Source organism: Pedobacter sp. GW822-FHT03F06, from assembly GCF_058801365.1.
On record NZ_JBXANE010000013.1, the window covers coordinates 35,283 to 57,468 of the forward strand.

The following is a 22,186-nucleotide window of genomic DNA, read 5'->3' on the forward strand; positions in this document are numbered from 1 at the left end:
ATTAAATATTTTTGTTGCAAAATATAGCAAATAATGAGAAAATCAATAGGCATTGATATGGATGGCGTTCTCGCCGACATAGAAGACCATATACTTCAGACCTACCAGGCAGAAACAGGCATTTCACTTACCCGCAATGACATAAAAGGTAAATCGGAAGAAGAACTTTTTCCGGACAGGGCAATGGTCATGAAGATATGCAATAGAACAGGCTTTTTCAGAAACCTGCCTGTTATGGAAGGTGCTGTTGAAGCCGTAAAAAAACTAATGGAAGACTACGAGATCTATATCGTTTCAGCCGCTATGGAATTCCCTTTATCGCTCTTCGAAAAACGCGAGTGGCTTGCAGAGCACTTTCCTTTTATCAGCTGGAAGAATATCATCTTTTGTGGCGATAAGCGCATAATAGATACCGATTATTTAATTGACGACCATTGTAAAAACCTTGATTTCTGTAAGGGAAAAGCCTTAATGTTTACAGCATTTCACAATGTAGAAAAAGATCATCACCAAAGGATAAATCACTGGAATGAGGTATCATCATTATTGAAGGAACTTGAAGAGACAAATCTTGCAATCGTCTAGTTAACATTTAGCCCCCTCATATCATATGCCAGGAATAAAAAAGGATGTAGCCACTGGCTACATCCTCTATCTAAATTAACGCTCTCAACTAGAAGTTGATATAAGGCTCTCACCCCTTATGCCCACAATATTACGGCAGAAAGATTAAGATTTGATGAAGATTTTAGTTTAAAGCAAAAAAATTATTAGTCGCCTCCACAACCACCGCAGCTACCACAAGAACTTCCGCAGGATGAACCGCAAGAACTGGCTCCGCCGCCGTCTTCCCCTCTACTCCTTTCGTAACTTACCAATGGAACAAGAGTTGCAGTTAACACAGCCGATCCATATAAAAAGTAACTCCATCGCCAATCCTGTTCATCTTTTATTGCAGGCAAAATTGCCGATTTATACAAATCAGGGATGGTACGGATGCAAAACTGCTGATTGAGTACATAAAGGTGTTTAACCATAAAAATCATCAAAAATCCTGTCAGAAGTGCAATCTCAAAAGTGGGTTTATCCCTTATAATACCTGTTATCAAGCGAATGAGCGGAAACATAGTAAGTGTTGCAAAAACTGTAAAATTCAAGTAAAACAGTCGTGCAAACTGTTTCGATTGGCTGAAATACCATTTAAACATGTCCATACTTTTGGCAGTATTTCTGAAAATCGCTCTTGTCTGCAATTGCCCTAGCAGTTCTGGGTAGAAGACTTCGCCTTTATCTTTTAATACCGAAACAACCTGGAGCTGCTCTCCTGAAAGGCTATCTACTTCTTTTGAAATATAAATACGGCGACGGGCATTTACATTTAGTACACCTGCATGAATAAGTTCGCTTATGGCCCCGTTTATTACCTCGGCAAGTTTCTGTCTTTTAAGATAAATCAGTTCAAATGGTTTAAGGTGGTAAACGAACGACTGCCGATCGAAATCGCGCGCAATCTGTTTAAATCTGTTTTTGGTATATAAACTGAGTATTACATAGGCGGGAAGCGCCAACCCGAGAAAACCCAAAATAAAATAAGGGTTATCAATATGGATATAAACAGGTTTAAGCAAATAATAAAATGGAACAGAAAGCAAGATGAAAACCAGTACACCGTATAAGATAAAAAAACCAGTCTTAAGTTTGGCCGATTCAAGCTTCAAGCCGGCCAACATGGTATCATATTCCCAAATAGCTTTGGGCTGTGCTCCAAAATGATCAAGGTAAACGCGCTTCGTCTGTTCTTTTGCCAGCCTAAACTGCTCTGCCTGCTCTTTTTGATGTGTAGAGGGCACATGCTGGATCTGCTTACCAACCAGCGCACAAAAATCCTGATAAGATTGTGTAAAAATGAGGTGCTGATGCCAAACCGTATCGACAATGGCTGAAGGGGAAACCATTACATCAGAAATGGCAGCCAGATACATAAATTTTTTATATTCTAGTATGGCTTTTTCGGTAAAGTCTTTTGTCCATTGGTTTTCACTAGCCAACCTGATCGAAAAGCTATATTCGCCCGGTGGATGATCGAAATCAAATTGCTGTATGCTTTTCCAGAGGGTATCATTCATATCCAGATGCCACTTACTTTTCAAATTCCAGCCACTTCCCTATCTTTTTCCAGGGAATGCCAAGTAACATAATTAATAATCCAACTACTACTTCCATATATAAATATACGACTAATCAGAAACATTAACAATATTGAGTAAAGGCTTAACCGTGTATATAAGCACTGGCAGGCTGAAACAAAATAAGCCTCCCTTAAAAGAGAGGCTTACGAGTGTAATCTAAATCGTCCCGTTGATTTAATTTTTACTTACCCAAATTTAAACACAAATATGATGTTTGGTATATGCAATTTAAGGTTGTACATCAATATGTAAAAAGTGTATAATGTATGTAAACATAGCGTTTAAAATACGTATTCTTTCCGCACGGATTTATCTAACCTGTTATGACCGACTGGGAAATAGTTTTTTAGTTAACTACACCATCTCTCTTACCAGCTTACTTCGTATACGGCTAAGTGTTTCCAAACGCATACCTAAATAACTGGCGATGCATCTTAATGGCACTCTAGATATATCAAAAGAGTTCATTTCCAAGAATTTTTCATAACGCCTTTCTGCCGAAGGAATTCGAGCTATTATGGCCCGCTCTGAGGCGGCATGATACTGGAGCGCTAAAATCTTTCTGCCAATAACATTCGTTTCCTGGTAACTGGCGTAAAGCTCATCAATCAATAAGTGTGGGATGGCAACCAATTCTGAATTTTCCAATGCCTGCAAATATTCAATTGAGGGTTGGGTGTTTGCATCGGGATGTTGAATCGCTCCAATAAATTCGTTCCCTAAACTGATCCAAGTGGTAATCTCTTTATTACCTTCTTTAATAAAACCTCTTACCATGCCTGATACTACAAAAAAAACATAATCATTATTATCAATAGGCGATAAAATGTATTTATTTTTCTTGATTAGCAGCGCATCTACATTTTTTTCTATTTCCTGGATAAATCCAGAGGTTATAGGACATAAACTGCTGAAATAATTTAATACAGCGTTCACTAAAAATACCTTTCGGGATTCGAGCATACACAAATAGGGATAGACTTTAGACCCTTAATAATAGTATTTTTTAACGAAATATAAAAATAAAGTAGATTATTGAGCCAATTATGATGTTTAAATACCTCTATAATGAGAATTTATTAATATTTTGAAGCACAAACTGATTTATTCTAGCAAAAAATGCTAAGCTTAATCTTAAAGAACCCGAATAGAGTAAACATAACAGAAGCTGACCATCTTAATATAACAGATGAAGTAAAATATTTTTGTAACATTCATTTCGTTCATTTTTTTTTACAAAAAACAATGCATGTAGCCCATGCAGAGATAATAGACGTTCAGTAAAAAAGAAAAGAAATAAAGAAAGTCGGGACCGAAAGCACCCGATTATTAAAAGTAACATTTTGGCCTTCTGCTTTTTGCAGTTTGCAGATAATACCCAATAGATATTTCGTGCGAACCATAATCATAGCTGCCGAATTTATTTAAACTATAATCGTAACCATAGCCAATCCGGAGGTTTTCGCGGACAAAGAACTCGGTAATCAATCCGATGGCACTCCTTGCCCTTAAATCGCTTTGTAATGCTGGCTTAGGATAAAATTTTACGGAGGTCCTATACGCAGCACCTAACCAAAGTTTTTCTTTGATCATTAAAAAAGCATTAAGATCCAATGAGGTTGGCCCGTTCAAATCATCTTTGATCAAAAAAGTAGGTTTGAACATAAAATCATTGTTCACTGGAAATACCATTCCCGCCGTTAAATAAAAATGCGGCTTAGAAGTAATACTTAAGAGATTATTATCCCTAAAAACAGGAAGGTATTGTGTAAGCAGGTTATTGGCAGAGAAACCGATAAAGAATTTTTCATTCGAATAATGTACACCGGCCCTAATATCCGGTACAATACGGCTTTCATATCCTGTTGGAATCTTGTTATCGCCAGTTTCATTTGGATCTAACAAACTCCCGTTTAGCCCCATTTGCATTACGCCCACTCCAACGCCAAAAGCAAGTACATTGGTTTCGGTACGATCTAGCTTAATGCGGTAAGCAAAATTCCCTGATAGGTTTAATGAGTTCTGTGCGCCAATTTTATCTTTCGACACCAATAAACCCAAACCTAAACTTTCTTCCTTAACCGCTTCATCTACCGATATGGAAAGTGTTTGAGGAGCACCCTGAATACCCATCCATTGAGCCCGGACAAAAGCCTGCATATATAGTTCTTCTTTGTAGCCCGCATAAGCTGGGTTGATGTATAAACCATTGAACATATATTGTCCAAACTGGGCATTCTGCTGAGCGAACAGACAAAGGAAAATTAAATTAAATAATGCCGTTACAACAATCTTTTTCATCTGTATAATTTAGTTTCATACCCTCATATTTTAAATCCACTTATCTGATTACAGTAACATAACCTTTAAATTCCTGCCATTGAGCACTTGCAGTTTTTACTTTAAGCACATAGAAATACGTTCCATCTACCAAACCGTTAGCTGTCCAGTCATTTAAATAACTATCTTTTTCATAAACAGTACTTCCCCAGCGGTTAATAATGGTAAGCTGGTTTTCGCTATAGCGGTCTAAGCGTTCAATAAAAAAGGTTTCATTTTTTCCATCGCCATTTGGCGTAAACACATTAGGTATTTTAAGCCCTGTAATTTCTTTGGTATCAACTGATGTATTATTAGACGGATCGGGATCTATTTCGTTGATGGTAACCCTGGCACTATTAATAACATTACCAGGTTTCATTGCCCTTACATTAATGATCAGCTCAACAAAACTGCCGTTGGCAAGTGATGGGATCGCCCAGGAAACTGTCTTAGTTTGATCGTTATAACTTGCGGTACCAACAATTGTAGGATCGACACTTACAAAGGTTAGATTTTCTGGAAGGTCATCCTTTACCTGTATGTTCGTAGCTTCACCAAGTCCGTTATTGCGCACCAATAAATTGTATTTAAATACTTCAGTATTGATTACCTGTCTGGTTTCAGATCTTTTAACTATGGAAACATCTGCTGATATGGCTGTCTCCATCACCACTTCCATTTCTTCTGACAGATCAGAGCTACAGCCACCCAAACTAAAAGTAATAACTGTATATTTCCCTGCGGTATTTACAACATAATCTTGCTCGGTAGCCCCCAAAATGGCATCTCCATTTCTGAACCATTGATAAGAGGTAGCACCTGTACCATTGGCCCTCAGTTTAACAGTAACGCCTGGTTTAAGATTAAGCGTATTCGGATTGCCAGATTGCGCAAAGCATGCTGCTGCAGAAAGCAGCAGCACGCCGAACACAATTATCCTTAACCTGTTAAACATCACGATAGTTAAACCTTATAAACAATAACACCTTATGGCGCTACAGTGATAGTTGCTTTACCTGGTTTAACGGTAACGGTAATGGCTTTACTCGCAGTTGCAGTACAAGTTGTTGCAGGTACAATCTGAACACCACCTGTAGCATAACTTCCAATAGCAGTGAAAACATACGCACCTGGAGCCACGCCAGCTTTAAGTGTAAAGGTATCTCCAGAACTAGATGCTGTACCTAAAGTTGTAATGTCTGCTACGGCAGTACCGCCTAGCGTTGCAGACCAGAGATAAGTCATGGTTACGCCCGTTGGTAATGTTATTGAGGCATCCTTACTCGCCGTAATTACCGTGGCCGCTGTTTGATCGGTACAATAAACACTTCCTGGAGCTGCAACAGCGATAATAGGCGCAGGTAATTTTTCTACAACGGTATTATCAGAGGCATCACTGGGACAGAGATTCGCATCTGCTGGCTGAACCTGAACAGAGTAAGTATGGTTTCCGACTGCCAATCCTGCTGCGATCTGATAAAAAGCATTTGTTCCATCAAATACAACTGGAGCTTGCGCAGTTCCATCAACGGTCCATACAATTTTATCGCCGTTAACAGGTGTATAACCAGTGAAAGTTGGATTCAATTTTACAGTACCTGTTCCGCACAGGTATACATTTGGCGCTTGTGCAAAGGCACCCAGCGGCAATAAAAACATTAAAAATACAAAGATTCTTAGGTTGCGTTTTGTAGATTTTTTCGTCATGATGTTAATTTGTTAGGGATGAATAATTTATTTTCTTTTTAATTAATAGATACTGTGGGTTTATGTGGCACAAGCTTTACCCTAAAACTAAAAGGGATAGCCCGTTCGCAGCCATTTGCATTTTTAATGGTCAATACCCCTTGATATACTGCTACCGGTGTATTTGATGGAACGTTGATCGTAATTTCATTTGGTGGCAAGGCTTGATTTGAAACATTCGAAATTGGTCCAGCCACCCAGGTGATGCTGTAGCTAACAGGATTAAAAACCGGATTAGTGTAAGCCATTTTGGTTGTATTAAGTCCCTCACAAATACCTGGATTTGATTCCAGCGTTAAATTTGGCTGCGGATTTACGGTTAAATTAAAATCCACTTTCTTCCCACAATAGGTAACATCATCAGCAATAGTGTAACTAATTACGGCACCGCCAGCGGCAACAGCTGTAACTTTTCCTGTAACATCTATCGTTGCAATGGTGGCATCACTAGTACTCCAAATGCCAGAAGGATTATCATTGGTTAAAGTTGTGGTAGTTCCTGCACAGATGGTATTTACGCCAATAATCGGATTTACAACAGCAATAGGTTTAACATTTACCAATACTGCTTTACGCCCCCCGGCATTCTTACAGCCTGTTAATGTATTAATGGCTTCTACGTAGTAGGTAGTATTCGCATTAAGGGCAGGTGTTGTATAGGTTGCCCCAGTATTAAAGGGTGTAACTCCATTGGCAGTGGTGTACCAATTGTAGGTATATTGGATGATATCGGAATTGCTGACCGCTAACGTAGCCGTTGCTCCGCTGCAGATTGTTGTGCCCGGAACATCGAGCGGAGGTAACGGATTAACCTTTAATTTTACACGGAGCCTTTCAGAAACCCCTGTTACGCAGTAGGTTCTGCTACCTTGTACATAATAACTATAATCTCCGGCAAGTAGGGAGGATGGAGGAGTATAATTTTCTCCGGTATGCAACAAATTGCCTCCTGTTTCAGCATCGTACCATTTATATTCTGTACAGGCCTGTGGATTGTTAACGGAAAAGGTGGTGGTTTCTCCCTGACAGATGGCCCTGGCATCTTCAGCAATAGGATCGATCAATGTGCGTGGTTTAGCCAATTTTCTTTTAATATCGTAAACCTGAAGTGAGCCCAGCACACCGGCCAATCCACCGGTAGTAATTTCTAAACGGTCGTAAACCTCGCTAATCGGAAAGGTTAATATATATTTATCTGTGGAACCCGGAAAAAGCCTAAGATTTAGAAAAGTCCCTGTATTATCGAAAGCATTCCCCGCTTTGACCCCATTTAAATAAGGTTGAATGATAAATCCCGTAAGTAAACTCAGATTAAGTAATCCACCCCCTGGCTTACCTATTATAATGCTCACAGAATCTTTCGGCTGAGAAGGTTTATTAAATATTGCCGTAAGGTATATTTTGTTTAATACCGAGACCCCAACATCCATCAGCGCATAGCTATCTTTATCGCTATCTATTGAATTGAAAGGATCAGTTACCTTTCCTGTTGCATTTAACACCCCACCAATAACAGTAGGCTGTACTCCGGATAAAACATCAATTACTTCATCACAATCAATCTTATCAGTAGTCGTTTCCATAATGTAGGCATGGAAAAGCTTTGTAGACAACGCTACCGAAAGTAAATTGCCCGATACCTTTACATAAATCCCGTTATATATCTGGTTGGGCGTGAGTGTAATCTCAACCTCTCCCGAACCGCTAATTACACCGGCTATATTGGTAGCGTTATAAATCGGAACAGTAGTTGCCTCATATCCCGCATCATGACCTGGACCAAGCAACCCCAATAATGGCCAATCAGCAGCAACAGTATGCAAACCTGTAAATGTTCCTATCTCTACACCGCTTAGAACGCTTAACACTTCGGTGGGAAGTGAAATTTTAATTGTAACGGGAGTATTGGCAGGAATTGATCTGGATGAACCTCCAGCAGCACTAAACTGTAAGAATTGTGTCGAAGATGCCAAGCCTGCCAAGCCAAGTCCAACGCCCAGTGTTGATGCATCTTTAACCTGTCCGTTAACAGCATTTGCAGCATCTGAAATGGTACCCATAATTAAAGACCCGCCTAATACCTTAAATCCGTATTGGATCGATCCTTGAAAATCTGCGTAAGTACGCTTTGTATTTTCACACTGTGCTACAACCTGCGCACGCAAATACATGGGCACAAGAAAAAGCACAAGCACCAAGAAAGATAGACAAGAGCGTCTTTTCAATTGCTTAAAGTAAAGGGAAAAATAAATAGTTTGTTTGCTCGTTAATACAAAAGTACAGCGGCGCAAAGGCAAATTTTCCGTTCACTTCATTCATTACCCCTCCCACAGCTCTGCAAAAGCCTGTTTTATTGATATTTATCAACAAAACTAAAGAACTTAAATATTACGGACATCCGGGTAGATGGTTAATGTTGAAAATATTCCAACAAGTGAGCATAACCGATATTTTTTTTACTGGTAATGTAAGAACTTAAAATACCTGGAATCGGCAGGAATAATTGATGGCTAAGAGACTGCCATATTTTTTTAGTAAATTATACTTGCAAGAAACAATGGTTATTGTATCTTTGCACCCTCTCTGGAAGCTTCCACTCCAGAGTTTAAGAAAGCCTTCCAGCAATGGGAGGCTTTTCTTATTTTAAATTAACTGATCAGTTTGGCTAATCCTCAAACAGCACATCCATTGTAATCTCTTTTTGTACCAAACCTGGGTAGCGTCCGCTATTTGCGACTCCATAAGTTGTAATCATAGTCAAGAACAATGCTTTTCTTGTTCTGGTTTGATATTGAAATACCTTTAGTTTGCTGGCTAATTCCTTTTCATAAGATTTAGTAATTTCAAAAGGCACAATAGAGAATTTAACTTCACATATATTTATACAAGAATCATTTCGATCAATAAGCAGATCAATCTGTACACCTTGTTCTTCTCTGTTTTTTGGCAAATAACGCCAAACAGATATTTCGGTATAAACATTATCTATCCCTATTGCTTTTTTAATCTGAGCGGTATGTTTCATGCAGATACTCTCAAAGGCATACCCGCTCCAGCTTTTCCATGATGTACCCGAATAAAATTTCAACCAGGTTCCAGCGCCCGTTGCTTTATTTCCGTCAATAAATTTGAGATAAAATATCGAATACTCATCAGTTAGTTTGTACAAAGAGTCTTTACTATTTTTACCAAAGGGAATATAAGGCGTAATAAAACCAGATTCTGCAAGTTCTGCAAGTAGCTGTGTAGCGTAACCGCCGCTGCTTAGCTTACAGGCATTAATAATTTCGGTACGTGTTAATCCTTTGCCTTTTTTTGCCAATGCCTGAACAATATCAATGTGATTTTCTGCCTTATCGAACAATGAATAATACAGGTTTTTAAATTCTTCAAGAAGCAGCCCATCTTTGGTAAAAAACAGCCTGTCTATAATCTGAGCCACACTCTCGCCAGGTTCTATTTCTTTAAGATACTGTGGTATGCCCCCCATAGCCATGTACACCTGCAAGAGCTGGTACTTATCGAGCTTTATTTTTCTGTATTTAAGGTATGCTGCGGTTTCGCCAACAGTAAAAGGAAGAAGTCTTATCCTCCTCGTTACACGGTTATGCAATCCTCCTCGGTTATTAATCACCTTATTGATCATCCAGGAAGCTGCAGAACCACAGATAACAACGATAAGTTTTTTTTGCCTTGAAGCCCAGCTGTTCCAAAAATTTTCAAATGCAGGCAAAAATCCTGAGCGGGGCGTATTAATCCAGGGAAATTCGTCAATAAAAATGACTGTTCTTTCTTTTTTTACTAAGGGCGTGAGGTATTGGACTAGCATTTCAAAAGCAGCTATCCAACTTTCTGGTTTGGCTAAAGGAAAACCACCTGTTACTTTTGTAAGTGCCAAACTAAAGTTTTCTAACTGCTGATTTAATGTTGCATGATGAATGCCAGAAAATTCAAATGCAATTTCTTTAGTAAAACCATTTCTAATTAAGTAAGTCTTTCCTACCCGTCTACGTCCATATACAGCAATCAATTCACTTTCACCAGATTTCTCGATCTTGCTTAACAGCAATTTTTCTTCAGTTCTTCCTACAACCTGTTCCATAAACATTTAATTTACAGTAACAAATGTAACCAAAAATTGATTTTTGGCGTAATATAAAAATACATATTACGCCAAAACCATGTTTTTATATGTAGTTTTGGCGTAATATAAAAATGTATATCACGCCAAAACTATATTTTTACATGTGGTTTTGGCGTGATATAGGAACCAATAATATTTTACTTGCTCTTAAAAATTGTTACAGCCAAAGGTGGCAGATCGACAACGACCGAGTATTCCTGTCCGTTATAATTTTCCAGATCAGGGATGATATCCCCTCTGTTATTAATGCCACCTCCGTAATATACAATATCGTCGGTATTAAAAATTTCTGTCCATTTGGTTTTAAAAGGCACCCCGATTCTATAATTCTCACGCACCACCGGCGTTAAGTTTATTGCAATAACCAAAGTATCTTTTGCTTTTGGTCCTTTGCGCATAAATGTGAAGACAGATTCGTTTGCATTATCGGCATCGAGCCATTGGAAGCCTTCGTAACTAAAATTGAAATGATACAATGCGGGTTCTTTGCGGTACAGAAAGTTTAAAGCCTTAACCGTTTCCTGCATGCCCTTGTGCGGTGCGTATTGAAGCAAATGCCAATCTAGCGATTGCGTGAAGTTCCATTCGTTGGTTTCGCCAAACTCATTCCCCATAAAAAGCAGTTTTGCTCCCGGATGGGTAAACATATAACCATAAAGTGCCCTTAAATTCGCAAATTTCTGCCAGTCATCTCCAGGCATTTTATACAACATTGGCGATTTACCGTGTACGACTTCATCATGAGAGAAAGGCAACATGAAATTTTCGGTAAAGGCATAAGTCATGCTAAAGCTCAACTGATGGTGGTGGTGTTTCCGGCCGAGGGTTTCTACTTTGAAATACTTTAAGGTATCGTTCATCCAGCCCATCATCCATTTCATGCCAAAACCTAATCCGCCAGCATGTACCGGATGGGTTACACCAGGGTAGGTACTGCTTTCTTCGGCAATGGTCTGTACGCCCTCGAAATTTCCATATATGGCAACATTCAGATCCTGCAAAAACTGTATGGCCCCAAAGTTTTCACTTCCACCATATTCGTTTGTTGCGGCATCTCCATCTTCTCTGGAGAAATTGAAATATAACATCGATGCCACTGCATCTACTCGTAAGCCATCTGCGTGGTATTGGTCAATCCAAAACAAGGCATTACTAATCAGAAAAGAGCGTACCTCGTTTCGATCGTAATTGAAAATATATGATTTCCAGTCTGGATGAAAGCCTTTCCGCATATCGGCGTGTTCGTAAAGATGTGTTCCATCAAACTCATATAAACCATGCCTATCACCAGGAAAATGAGAAGGAACCCAATCCAATATTACTGCAATATCTGCTTTATGGAGCTCATTAATCAGATACATTAAATCCTGCGGAGAACCATAGCGTGAACTTGCGCCAAAATAACCTGTAATCTGATAACCCCAGCTCGGGAAATATGGAAACTCCATTACAGGCATCAGTTCTACGTGCGTAAAACCCATTTCCTTTACATAAGGCACTAGCCTGCCCGCAACTTCCCTGCAGGTTAAAACACGTTCCGGATTTTCCGGATCGCGCTCCCAAGAGCCCAGATGTATCTCATATACTGAGATGGGTTGATCCAAAGCATTTATTTTTGCTCTTTTCTTTAGCCAGGCTTTATCTTTCCAGGTGTAATCGGTATCCCAAACAATACAAGCTGTTTGTGGCGGATGTTCCCATCTTCTGGCATAAGGATCGCCTTTTAAATGCTCAGATTCATCAAAACCTTTAACAAAGTATTTATAAACTTCGCCCTTTGCAATTCCAGGGATAAAACCTTCCCAAATGCCCGATTTATCCCACCGTACGCTCAGCGGATGTGAAGCGTTGTCCCAATCGTTAAAATTACCCACTACACTTACACGGATGGCATTGGGTGCCCAAACCGAAAAATAAGTTCCAGCGGTTCCATCAACTGTAATTAAATGTGAGCCCATTTTCTCGTAAAGCCGAAAATGCTTTCCTACAAGAAAAAGATCGATATCGTAATCGGTAAATAAACTGTGTATCCAAACGGATTTCTGTTGATCAGTTTTTGGTTGGGATGATTTTTTTACAGGAACTTTTTTTGCTGCTGGCATAGGTATTTTGGCTAGATAAATGAAGCCCCAAATACCAAACAGCATTTGGGGCTAAAAGATTTACAGACTTAAAATCTGTATATCGGTAAAGTTTTTATTGCATTTAAAATGCAGGATATTCTGATCATCGGTATAAAAATCTTTCACCTCTTTATTATCGATAATGATCTTTTTCACCTGAAATTTTACGCCGATCACATTGCAGACATAAAATTCATAATTAGGCGTATACAATCCTTCATTACGCTGGTTCACTTTAATGGTCTGGGTATCGCCTTTTACAGTGAATTTCTTTTCCAGATAAATATCCTGCTCATAGGCAAACGTATCACCATGATCTTCGTACATGTACGAATTTACCTCGTAATCGCTATGATAAATATTCAATATTACTTCAGTAATCGACTTTTCATCAACATACTGCATTACCGGATATTCTGGCAAAACTGTACCAGCTCTTACAAACATTGGCATACTGTCTATCTTCGCATCAACCGTATATTCGTTACCGCCATCCAGGATTTCGTTGGTCCAGAAATTATACCAGGTTCCTTTTGGCAAGTAAACTTTTCTGGAGATTGCACCCTGCTCTAAAACCGGGCATATCAATAGTTTATCACCATAGCAAAATTCATCCTGACGGAAACTGTTGCTGATATTTTCTTGTTCAAGCATCACTAAAGGCCTTAAAATAGGAAAACCATAACGGTGATGCTCCCAGAAAACTGAATACAGGTAAGGCATTAAGCGGTACCTTAATTCGATAAACTTACGGTTGATATCTTCGAAAAATTGGCCAAAGCTCCAAGGTTCCCGTTCAGCAGTATCGCCGGCAGAGTGTGCGCGCATAAAGGGAGAAAATGTACCTAGCTGGATCCAACGGGTAAACAATTCGCCATCTGGCTCACCACTAAATCCGCCGATATCTGTTCCACAGAAAGGCACGCCAGAAACCGATAAACGCTGGCACTGGATATTCCCAATCTTTAAATGCTCCCATGTAGCAATATTATCGCCGGTCCAAACACTTGCATAACGCTGCATGCCCGAATAACCAGCCCTTGTGATCGTAAACGGACGTTTGTTGCGCATCAGTTTTTTTAACCCCTCATAGGTAGAACGCACCATCTGCATGCCATAAACATTGTGTGCCTTACGGTGCGAGCCGCGGTAACCATCATAATTATGGCGGACATCATTAGGAAAAGTTCCTGAACCAAACACAGCTGGTTCGTTCATATCGTTCCAGAAACCTGCAACGCCCATATCTACCAGCTCCTTGTATAAATTACCCCACCAGCTCCGTACTTTTGGATTGGTAAAATCGGGAAACTGACAGCGCCCTGGCCAAACATGCCCTTCCATATAATAATCGTCGCTACGGCGACAGAAAAATCTTTTCTCTTTACCTTCTTTAAAAACCCAGTAATCGTCATCTACCTTAATTCCAGGATCGATCATCACCACGGTTTTAAAACCATCGTCAGATAATTCTTTAATCATTCTCCGCGGATCCGGAAAGTATTTTTTGTTCCAGGTAAAACAGCGGTAGCCATCCATGTAATCGATATCCAGATAAATGGCATCGCAAGGGATTTTACGTTCCCTGAACTGTTTGGCTATTTCTTTAACTTTTGTTTCGGGGTAATAACTCCAGCGGCACTGCTGATAGCCTAAAGTCCATTTTGGTGGCATCGGGTGTGTTCCCGTTAAAGTTGCATAACGTTTAACCACATCCATAATATGCGGACCATGGATATAATAGTATTGCAGTTCTCCGCCATCGGCCCAGAAACTGGTTTTATTTACATCTTCCGATCCGAAATCGAAATACGATTTAAAGGTATTATCGAAAAAGATACCATAGGCAGCCTGATTGTGCAAACCGATATAAAAAGGTATAGTGCGGTAAAGTGGGTCCTGGTTCCAGCCGAAGGAGTAAGCATCGGTATTCCAGTTTTCGAAACGGCGCCCCCGCAAGTTAAAATTACCTGATTTATCACCCAAACCGAAGAAATTTTCTTCAGGGTGGCATTTTTTGGTTGCATAGATATAATAACCACCAAAATCTACATTTTCTTCCCAGTGCATAGAATTGGCCTCATCAACCATTACTACATTGGTGATATTATCAGAAAAAGAAATGTGGAAGTTTGCTTTTTCTATTTTACAGGTTACCGCATGGGTAGAGATCGTGAAATGATCGTCGTGTTCCTGCATTTTAAAAACAGAAACTTTTTGATCTACTTCGGGTACGGCATAAGAAAAATCATCTAAGAAAACGCCATGAGGAGCCAGGCGAACGCGGATAATATCGTCGCTTACCACCCGAATTTCTACTCTTGCATCGCCATCAGAAAAATAAAAACGGTTGCCCTCCTTTTTTACTTTTTTAACTGCACCAAGGTATTGTTTAACAATTGGCTTTACCGATATATCAACTGGATTGTTTAAATGCTGTATTTCTTGCTCCTTTTCGATCAGATCACTTATCTCGTTAGGTTTGTCGTTTTGCGCTTCCATCCTTATTTATTCAAAATTTTAAATTCATGGTTCTTAAACCGGGATGTGCTTAAGAAAGTACTATAATACAAATATTTTACAAAAGGGGTGTAGCTTTTTTATGAAAAGATTGTTTTAATAGTGTGATTTTTACACTAAGTCTGTTGTTTCACAATTTTACCTGATGATTTAACCGAAGCAGTGGACAATCAACCTTAACCAAATTCTTTAGAACTTGGATTAAAAAAATCTGGTTCATTTTAACATAAGATAACATCTGTTCTGGCACAAAATTTTTCATTAATACTTATTATTGCATTTTAACAATGCTAATTAAGAGCTTTACCCAACTAGCCCTACATGAAAAAAATTGCCACAGCTTTAGTCCTTATCTCCTCACTTCCACTTTTTACCTTTGGGCAAACACAAAACTTGAAAACCTTTACCATTTCTGGAGAGGTAAATATTGATACCGGAACTGTTCAACTGCTCCCCAATGAATTAAACACAACGCTTTATCCAACCGGTTTTAAACCGGTAACGGCTAAAATACATAAAAGAAAGTTCAAATTTAATGGACAAGCGGACGGTCCAGTATGGATCTATTTTAAAATTGGAAACAAATATCAATCTGCGGGTACAGCCATAAGTGCAGGAGAGCAGCATATTTCTATTGATACTGCACTAAATTATGGAGAGCCCATAAATGATAATTTAATTATGAAGGATGCTAAAAATTATGACAAGGCATTTATTCAGGTAGAGGAACAGCGCAGGCAATACCGGTTACATTACGATAGTTTGTTCAATATTTATGGCAAAAAATTTCCCGAAGAACTTAATCTTAAATCGATGAAGGAGCTAAAAGCAACTTATGTGGTTCACGATGCTACTCTTTTGTCTTTTGTTAAAGAAAATCCAGACTCTTATTATGCGCTTTACAAACTATACTCCCTTTTAAATTTTGGCTATAATGCCACCCTGGGAAATACCTTTGAACGTTTTTCTACGCTGCTCAAAACATCAAGACTTGGCCAGGCAACTTTACAACGGATTTCATTGTCGAAACAAATAGCTGTTGGAGAAACACTTCCAAACTTTAACGTTGCCGACTTAAAAGGGAAAAAAATGGCAGACGATCCATACAATTCCAATAAATTAACACTTATAGATATGTGGTATAGCCATTGCATGCCTTGTATCGCTCAGTTTGAAGACTTAAAAGCAATCAGAAACGAATTCCATGATAAGGGATTCGAGATAATTGGAATATCAACAGATAAGTCCAAGTATGTAGAAGACTGGAAACTTGCTATCAGCAAATACAGCCTTACATGGCCTCAATTTTTAGATTTGAACGGCATTGAAACCAGCAAATACGGTATCCACATTTTCCCAACAAGCTTACTGGTTAACCGACAGGGTAAAATTGTAGCTACGGGACTTTCTACTGTAGAATTAAAAGATTTTTTAAAAAACAATCTCTAGCACTTTCCAATTAAAGCGGATTAATCACCAGTATTTTGATATTTCTCTTCAAATATATCAAATGAATAAAAGCGTATTGCACAAAAAAGCCCTCTATACTTTTAGCATAGAAGGCCCTTAAAACTCAATTAACTGATTATGGATTAAAACTAATGGCAACGTAATAGATAGCGCCTGCCTGCGGGTTACCGTAAGAAGTAAAATAATATTTATTCAAAACGTTCGAACCGCCCAGTTTAACAATTGATTGTACTGAAGGGATCCTCAAACTCACCTGCGCGTCTAAAGAGCTGTATGCAGGTACCTGACCTGAAGCAAAAGAAGAATTCCAGTAGAATTGGTCTTGCCAACGATATGCCAAATTAAAACCAAAGTTTTTAATAATTTCTTTATTGCCAAAACCCAGGTTGTAACGGATTTTTGGGGTGTTGAAATCGTTAATGTAATTAACTGGTAAATCGCCTATTTCGTTATAGGAAACGTTACCACTGATGCTATATTTACCCACTAAATAATCTAAACCTAACGCTGCACCATAAGAAGTTACCTTACCTTCTGCATTAACCGGAACACCGAATTTAACAAAACTTCCATTAACATTCTGGTAAACATCTACTGCAGTGATAAAATCTTTGTAAATGTTGTAATAACCATAAGCATCAACCAATAAATTTGGAAGAAGCAATCCTTTATAACCTAACTCATAAGATTGAACACTCTCTGGACGGACACCTTTTGAATCAAAAGTATATTGTTGCAATAATGCCGGATTAGGGGTACCTGTTGCAGCAGCCGAGGCTAAGAACGCGCGGTAACTCACGTCTGTATAGGGCTTGTTGGTATCAAGGTGGTATTTAGAAAACATAATTTCTGGCAAACCACCAATCAATCTTTGTGATCCCCCACCTACTGAAAGGTCGATGTACTGATTTTGTGTTGTTGGATTACGGTAACCTGTTTGATAAGAAACCCTGATGTTGTTATTTTTGGCAACAGTGAACACCCCAGTTATCCTTGGTGTAAACCGGCCTTCAAAATTCTGGCTTTTATCATAACGGCCTGCAAAAGTAAATTTAACTTTATCGTTAAAAAGTTTTTTACCGATCTGTGCGAATGCACCGTATTCTTTAATATCGATAGATTCATTTAGATCATTAAAAATTGTTCCGGCTGAATTTAAGTCATACAAACGATAAGATGCACCCACCTGAAACTCTACCACTTTATCAAAAAGATTGGTAAAATTGTACATCCCTTCGTAGTGATATAGATTTGACTTATCATCGAATTTCGCCCCGTAAACACTTTTTGAAGGATCCACAGAATTAATACTTGTTGCACTGATTGTGGTATTCATCACTTTATCTTTTGCAACTTCAAACTGCGGGCTACCTGGTTCGAAACGGCCTTGATTGGCAACTCCTCTTGCAAACGCGTGTGCGGCGGCATCATTTTGCCCCGCTGCTCTTGCACCAACATAATTGCCGATATACTGCGGAAACCAGCTTGTTGATGGTTTAGATATTTCGTTAATATAACTACCCAAAATAGAAGAAATATAAGAATCGCCCGAACGCTCTTGAGTAGTATAGGCTTTTACAAAAAAGTCTTCACCTTTTACTTCTAATTTATATTGTCCAATATTAAAGTTACGCAGAGAATAACGGTCGGAACCAGTATAAACTGAAGTTCCAGTACCCCAATTAGCCAACGCTACGGCTTGCACGGTACTGCTAATGTTGTAATACAATGCACCCGATGCTTTTAACGATTTGGTATTATAATCAACCAGGTTTTCTTCGTTATAACCTGTTCTGGAAATATTCTGATCAGGAATTAAACCAGCTTTCAAGCCCACGTAAAAAGGAAAATAATTTTGTACCGGAGCACGCAGCGCTGATGGTAAGCCGGCTAAAAACCCTGCCTGTTGTGCTGGATTTGGAATAGCGGCACCAAAAGTCCCGTCCATTAATGCTTTAATATTTGGTATCAAACCACCAGAGCCCGTATTGATTCCGGCGATAGTTGCATTTTGAACACTTAACGCTACATTACGCATATTCTGGCTCACCTCGTCACCATAGCTGTTTATTCCGTCGTAATTCGTATCGCTGTTTCTATCACCGCCTTTCACACTTCTGGAAACCCTGTCGAAGTTCGAGTAATTATTCCCAATCCAATCTTTGGCCTGAAGGAATGAAAATGCAGCTTTTACCCCAAATTTATTGTTCCATGATTTTGCCATGCGCACATCCAGCTGATTGAAAGGCTGCACGCTGCTGTTATCATCATTAACATGGTTTACCCCTGTTTTATATTGAAAGCTTGCACCTGGATATTTAAAAGGATCCTTTGAGGTCATTAATAAGGTACCGTTGATACCACCCGCACCGTAAAGGGCAGATGAAGCACCCGGTAAAAGCTCTACATTATCTACATCGAGTTCCGTAATACCCACAATATTACCTACAGAGAAATTCAGTCCTGGTGCCTGGTTATCCATTCCATCTATATATTGATTAAAACGGGTATTACCATTTGAATTGAAACCACGTGTATTAATCGACTTGAAAGTTAAACTCTGCATGCTGCTTTCTACGCCTTTCATATTGTTCAGGGCATCGTAAAATGACGGCGCCGCGATTTCCCTGATGGACGCTGCACTCATCCGCTCGATAGAAACCGGCGATTCTAATATACGCTCAGGTGTACGTGATGCTGAAACAACCACATCACCTCCCAATACAACCGCAGTTTCCAGTTCCAGGTTAATACCCGAAGTACTTCCGGTAACCTGCTGTTCTACTGTACCATAACCTACATAAGACGCCACCAGCGTAAAGGGAACTTTAGCTGTTGTTGTAAATGTAAAACTACCGTTGCTTGTGGAGGCCGTACCGCCAGACTGTCCTTTGATGGTTAAACTAACTCCTGCTAGTCCTTCTTTCGATTGCTTATCTTTTACGGTTCCGCTCACCGTAATACTCTGTGCCTGTGCCGCCATATTGCCTGCGTACACAAATAATAACACATAAAAGATCTGTGTAAAAATTCTGCTCATAAACGATTGTTAATTTGGTTGTTTGTATTATTAGTTATATAAACTTAAATTCTTTTTTTGAATTAAACAAATTATGTAAGCATAATAATTTCAATTCAAATTATAATTTTGATTGATATACAGTTTGTTGTATTTTGCATTAAACATAAACCGTCATTTTGCCCTATCTTAGCAAAAGACTTGTTAGCTAGCCATTATGAATAAAATTAAAGCCCTGTTCTGCATCATCATTCCGATAGCATTAGCTTTTTTATTTAACACCAAATTAGGCAGTACGCCTCCCTTGTTAAAATTCCTAAATCCTTTTATGGGTTTCTGGCAAAATGCAGAAAACAATCATTTTATGTTCAACCATAAAGCGAAGATTAAAGGGGCAATAGATCAAATCGAAATCGTTTTTGACGACCGCATGATTCCACACATTTTTGCGCAAAATGATCACGATCTGTACCTGGCACAAGGCTATGTAACGGCCATGCACCGCCTTTGGCAAATGGATTTTCAAACCCGTTTTGCAGCCGGACGAATTAGTGAGGTGGTGGGTGATAAAGCCATAGAGGTAGACCGTTATCAGCGCCGGATGGGTATGGTTTATGGTGCAGAAAACTCGTTAAAAGGCATGATGGCCGATCCTAAAGCAAAAGAAATGATCTTAGCCTATACCGAAGGAATTAATGCCTACATCAAAACGCTTTCTAAAGCCAATTATCCTTTAGAATACAAAATACTCGATTTTAAGCCCGAAAACTGGACGCCGGTAAAATGTGCTTTGCTCCTAAAACAGATGTCGGCAGTGCTGGCCATGGGTTCCGACGAATTTTACATGACCAACATCTTAAAAAAATTCGGGCCTGAAATAACCAAAAATCTTTTTCCGGATTACCCTTTCCGCGAAGACCCGATCATCCCTGTTGGCACAAAATGGGATTTTTCTCCCTTACCAAGCCCTAAAACACCAGAAAGCTTCACTCAGGCTCAAACCGGTGAGGTTAAAACAACCGAAAAGGTTGAAGGTATCGGTAGTAATAACTGGGCTTTATCTGGCGCTAAAACGGCATCAGGATATCCAATCTTAGCAAACGATCCACATTTGGATTTAACACTTCCTTCAATTTGGTACCAGATTCAGCTACATGCACCGGGTGTAAATACATACGGTGTTTCTTTACCCGGTGCGCCTGGGGTAATTATCGGCTTTAACCAGAAAATAGCATGGGGCGTAACCAATGTTGCCGCTGATGTGCTCGATTTTTACCAGATCAAGTTTAAGGATTCGAGCCATAATGAATATTGGTATAACAATAAATGGAAAGCCACAACCAAAAGATTAGAAACGATTAAAATCCGTGGTGGAAAAGATGAAATAGATACGGTTTACTATACCCATCACGGGCCAGTGGTATATTTCCAAAAACCAAAATACGGCAGAGCTGATAATGTACCTGTTGGTGATGCTTTAAGATGGATTGCACATGATGAGTCGAACGAGCTCATGACTTTCTATTATTTGAACCGCGGTAAAAATTATAACGACTACCGCAAAGCTTTAACTTTTTATACCGCACCTGCACAGAACTTCGTTTTTGCCAGTGTAGATAATGATATTGCCATTACACCAAATGGTAAGTTCCCTTTAAAATGGAAAGATCAGGGTAAATTTATACTGGACGGTACCGACCCGGCTTACGATTGGCATGGCTGGATCCCGAATGCACAGAATCCAACAGTTAAGAATCCGCCACGCGGTTTTGTAAGTTCTGCTAACCAGTCTTCTACCGATACTACTTATCCATATTACATTAACTGGGAATTTGCACCTTATGAGCGGGGCAAAAGGATTAACGACCGCTTATCGGCCATGAACAAAGCTACCTTAGATAGTATCCGTTTGATGCAGACCGATAACTACAGCATTATGGCGCAGAACCTGGTTCCTGCTTTATTGCCATTATTGAATAATGAGCAATTAAACGCAACACAAAAAGAAGCATTGGCTTACCTGAACAAATGGAACAAACGTTATGATGCCCATGAAATTGCAGCCAGCGTATTCGAAATATGGGCCAAACGCCTGTCTCATGATATCTGGGCGGACGAATTCGAGGTTAAAGGAATCCCGATGCGTTACCCTTCGAGAGACCGCACGGTGGAAATGATCCTGAAAGAACCCAATGCAACCTGGTACGATAATATCAATACCAGCAAAAAAGAAACATTATCTGACCTGGTAAACGAAGCTTTTAAATATAGCTGCGATAGTTTGGAAAGACGCTTTGGGCCGATAAACAAAGATTGGGACTGGGCAAATGTAAAACAGACCAATGTACCACACCTGGCTAAAATACCAGGATTTGGTTCGAAGGTTTTAAAGATTGGTGGCGCGAAAACAGCGATTAATGCTTTGAGCGAAGCCAACGGACCTTCATGGCGGATGGTGATTGAACTGGGTAAAACGCCAAAAGGACACGGGGTTTATCCAGGCGGTCAATCAGGCAATCCTGGAAGCAAATTTTATGATAATATGATCGATACCTGGGCAAATGGCAAATTGTACGATCTATTTTATATGCAAAGTCCTGATGATAAATCGGGCACGGTTATTTCTCGTTTAAAAATTTCTAAATAGGCTAAA

General features: G+C 39.3%; 13 protein-coding genes. 3 read left to right on the forward strand and 10 right to left on the reverse strand.

The window, feature by feature from the left end:
* The first annotated feature begins 33 nt into the window (after window positions 1–33).
* Window positions 34–585, forward strand: coding sequence for a 5' nucleotidase, NT5C type (locus AC1RJ8_RS20550; RefSeq protein ID WP_492955410.1), 552 nt, complete (start codon window positions 34–36; stop codon window positions 583–585).
* Window positions 586–770: 185 nt separating this feature from the next.
* Here the strand turns inward: AC1RJ8_RS20550 and AC1RJ8_RS20555 are convergent, their stop codons facing one another.
* The 9 genes from AC1RJ8_RS20555 to AC1RJ8_RS20595 form a co-directional block, all read right to left on the reverse strand.
* Entirely contained in the window at window positions 771–2,126 is a 1,356-nt protein-coding gene (locus AC1RJ8_RS20555; RefSeq protein ID WP_492955411.1) for a glycine-rich domain-containing protein, read from the reverse strand.
* Window positions 2,127–2,543: 417 nt separating this feature from the next.
* Entirely contained in the window at window positions 2,544–3,152 is a 609-nt protein-coding gene (locus AC1RJ8_RS20560) for a Crp/Fnr family transcriptional regulator (RefSeq protein WP_492955412.1), read from the reverse strand.
* Window positions 3,153–3,518: 366 nt separating this feature from the next.
* Window positions 3,519–4,490, reverse strand: coding sequence for a PorP/SprF family type IX secretion system membrane protein (locus tag AC1RJ8_RS20565; RefSeq protein WP_492955413.1), 972 nt, complete (start codon window positions 4,488–4,490; stop codon window positions 3,519–3,521).
* A gap of 40 nt (window positions 4,491–4,530) precedes the next feature.
* A complete protein-coding gene (locus tag AC1RJ8_RS20570) occupies window positions 4,531–5,466 on the reverse strand; it encodes a T9SS type B sorting domain-containing protein (RefSeq protein ID WP_492955414.1) in 936 nt (311 codons plus the stop codon).
* A gap of 32 nt (window positions 5,467–5,498) precedes the next feature.
* Entirely contained in the window at window positions 5,499–6,218 is a 720-nt protein-coding gene (locus AC1RJ8_RS20575) for a hypothetical protein (protein WP_492955415.1), read from the reverse strand.
* A 38-nt stretch (window positions 6,219–6,256) separates the two neighbouring features.
* Window positions 6,257–8,482, reverse strand: coding sequence for an Ig-like domain-containing protein (locus AC1RJ8_RS20580; RefSeq protein WP_492955416.1), 2,226 nt, complete (start codon window positions 8,480–8,482; stop codon window positions 6,257–6,259).
* A 440-nt stretch (window positions 8,483–8,922) separates the two neighbouring features.
* Window positions 8,923–10,359, reverse strand: coding sequence for an AAA family ATPase (locus AC1RJ8_RS20585; protein WP_492955417.1), 1,437 nt, complete (start codon window positions 10,357–10,359; stop codon window positions 8,923–8,925).
* 179 nt (window positions 10,360–10,538) lie between these two features.
* On the reverse strand, window positions 10,539–12,503 hold the full coding sequence (gene glgB, locus AC1RJ8_RS20590) for a 1,4-alpha-glucan branching protein GlgB (protein WP_492955418.1): 1,965 nt from the start codon (window positions 12,501–12,503) through the stop codon (window positions 10,539–10,541).
* 60 nt (window positions 12,504–12,563) lie between these two features.
* A complete protein-coding gene (locus AC1RJ8_RS20595; protein WP_492955419.1) occupies window positions 12,564–15,026 on the reverse strand; it encodes a glycoside hydrolase family 31 protein in 2,463 nt (820 codons plus the stop codon).
* 339 nt (window positions 15,027–15,365) lie between these two features.
* On the opposite strand from AC1RJ8_RS20595, the gene AC1RJ8_RS20600 reads away from it, so the two are divergent.
* On the forward strand, window positions 15,366–16,493 hold the full coding sequence (locus AC1RJ8_RS20600) for a TlpA family protein disulfide reductase (protein WP_492955420.1): 1,128 nt from the start codon (window positions 15,366–15,368) through the stop codon (window positions 16,491–16,493).
* A gap of 136 nt (window positions 16,494–16,629) precedes the next feature.
* Here the strand turns inward: AC1RJ8_RS20600 and AC1RJ8_RS20605 are convergent, their stop codons facing one another.
* The gene (locus tag AC1RJ8_RS20605; RefSeq protein WP_492955421.1) at window positions 16,630–19,554 is read right to left on the reverse strand and encodes a TonB-dependent receptor domain-containing protein; all 2,925 of its coding nucleotides are present in this window, start codon (window positions 19,552–19,554) and stop codon (window positions 16,630–16,632) included.
* Between the two features lie 196 nt (window positions 19,555–19,750).
* Here AC1RJ8_RS20605 and AC1RJ8_RS20610 point away from each other — a divergent pair, with 196 nt between their 5' ends.
* Window positions 19,751–22,180 (forward strand): penicillin acylase family protein, encoded by a 2,430-nt coding sequence (locus AC1RJ8_RS20610; RefSeq protein ID WP_492955422.1) that lies wholly within the window; start codon window positions 19,751–19,753, stop codon window positions 22,178–22,180.
* Window positions 22,181–22,186: the final 6 nt, after the last annotated feature.

Coding starts and splice junctions, on each gene's coding strand:
- AC1RJ8_RS20550 (WP_492955410.1), top strand. CDS start 34: ATGAGAAAATCAATAGGCATTGATATGGATGGCGTTCTCGCCGACATA.
- AC1RJ8_RS20555 (WP_492955411.1), bottom strand. CDS start 2,126: ATGAATGATACCCTCTGGAAAAGCATACAGCAATTTGATTTCGATCAT.
- AC1RJ8_RS20560 (WP_492955412.1), bottom strand. CDS start 3,152: ATGCTCGAATCCCGAAAGGTATTTTTAGTGAACGCTGTATTAAATTAT.
- AC1RJ8_RS20565 (WP_492955413.1), bottom strand. CDS start 4,490: ATGAAAAAGATTGTTGTAACGGCATTATTTAATTTAATTTTCCTTTGT.
- AC1RJ8_RS20570 (WP_492955414.1), bottom strand. CDS start 5,466: ATGTTTAACAGGTTAAGGATAATTGTGTTCGGCGTGCTGCTGCTTTCT.
- AC1RJ8_RS20575 (WP_492955415.1), bottom strand. CDS start 6,218: ATGACGAAAAAATCTACAAAACGCAACCTAAGAATCTTTGTATTTTTA.
- AC1RJ8_RS20585 (WP_492955417.1), bottom strand. CDS start 10,359: ATGGAACAGGTTGTAGGAAGAACTGAAGAAAAATTGCTGTTAAGCAAG.
- glgB (WP_492955418.1), bottom strand. CDS start 12,503: ATGCCAGCAGCAAAAAAAGTTCCTGTAAAAAAATCATCCCAACCAAAA.
- AC1RJ8_RS20595 (WP_492955419.1), bottom strand. CDS start 15,026: ATGGAAGCGCAAAACGACAAACCTAACGAGATAAGTGATCTGATCGAA.
- AC1RJ8_RS20600 (WP_492955420.1), top strand. CDS start 15,366: ATGAAAAAAATTGCCACAGCTTTAGTCCTTATCTCCTCACTTCCACTT.
- AC1RJ8_RS20605 (WP_492955421.1), bottom strand. CDS start 19,554: ATGAGCAGAATTTTTACACAGATCTTTTATGTGTTATTATTTGTGTAC.
- AC1RJ8_RS20610 (WP_492955422.1), top strand. CDS start 19,751: ATGAATAAAATTAAAGCCCTGTTCTGCATCATCATTCCGATAGCATTA.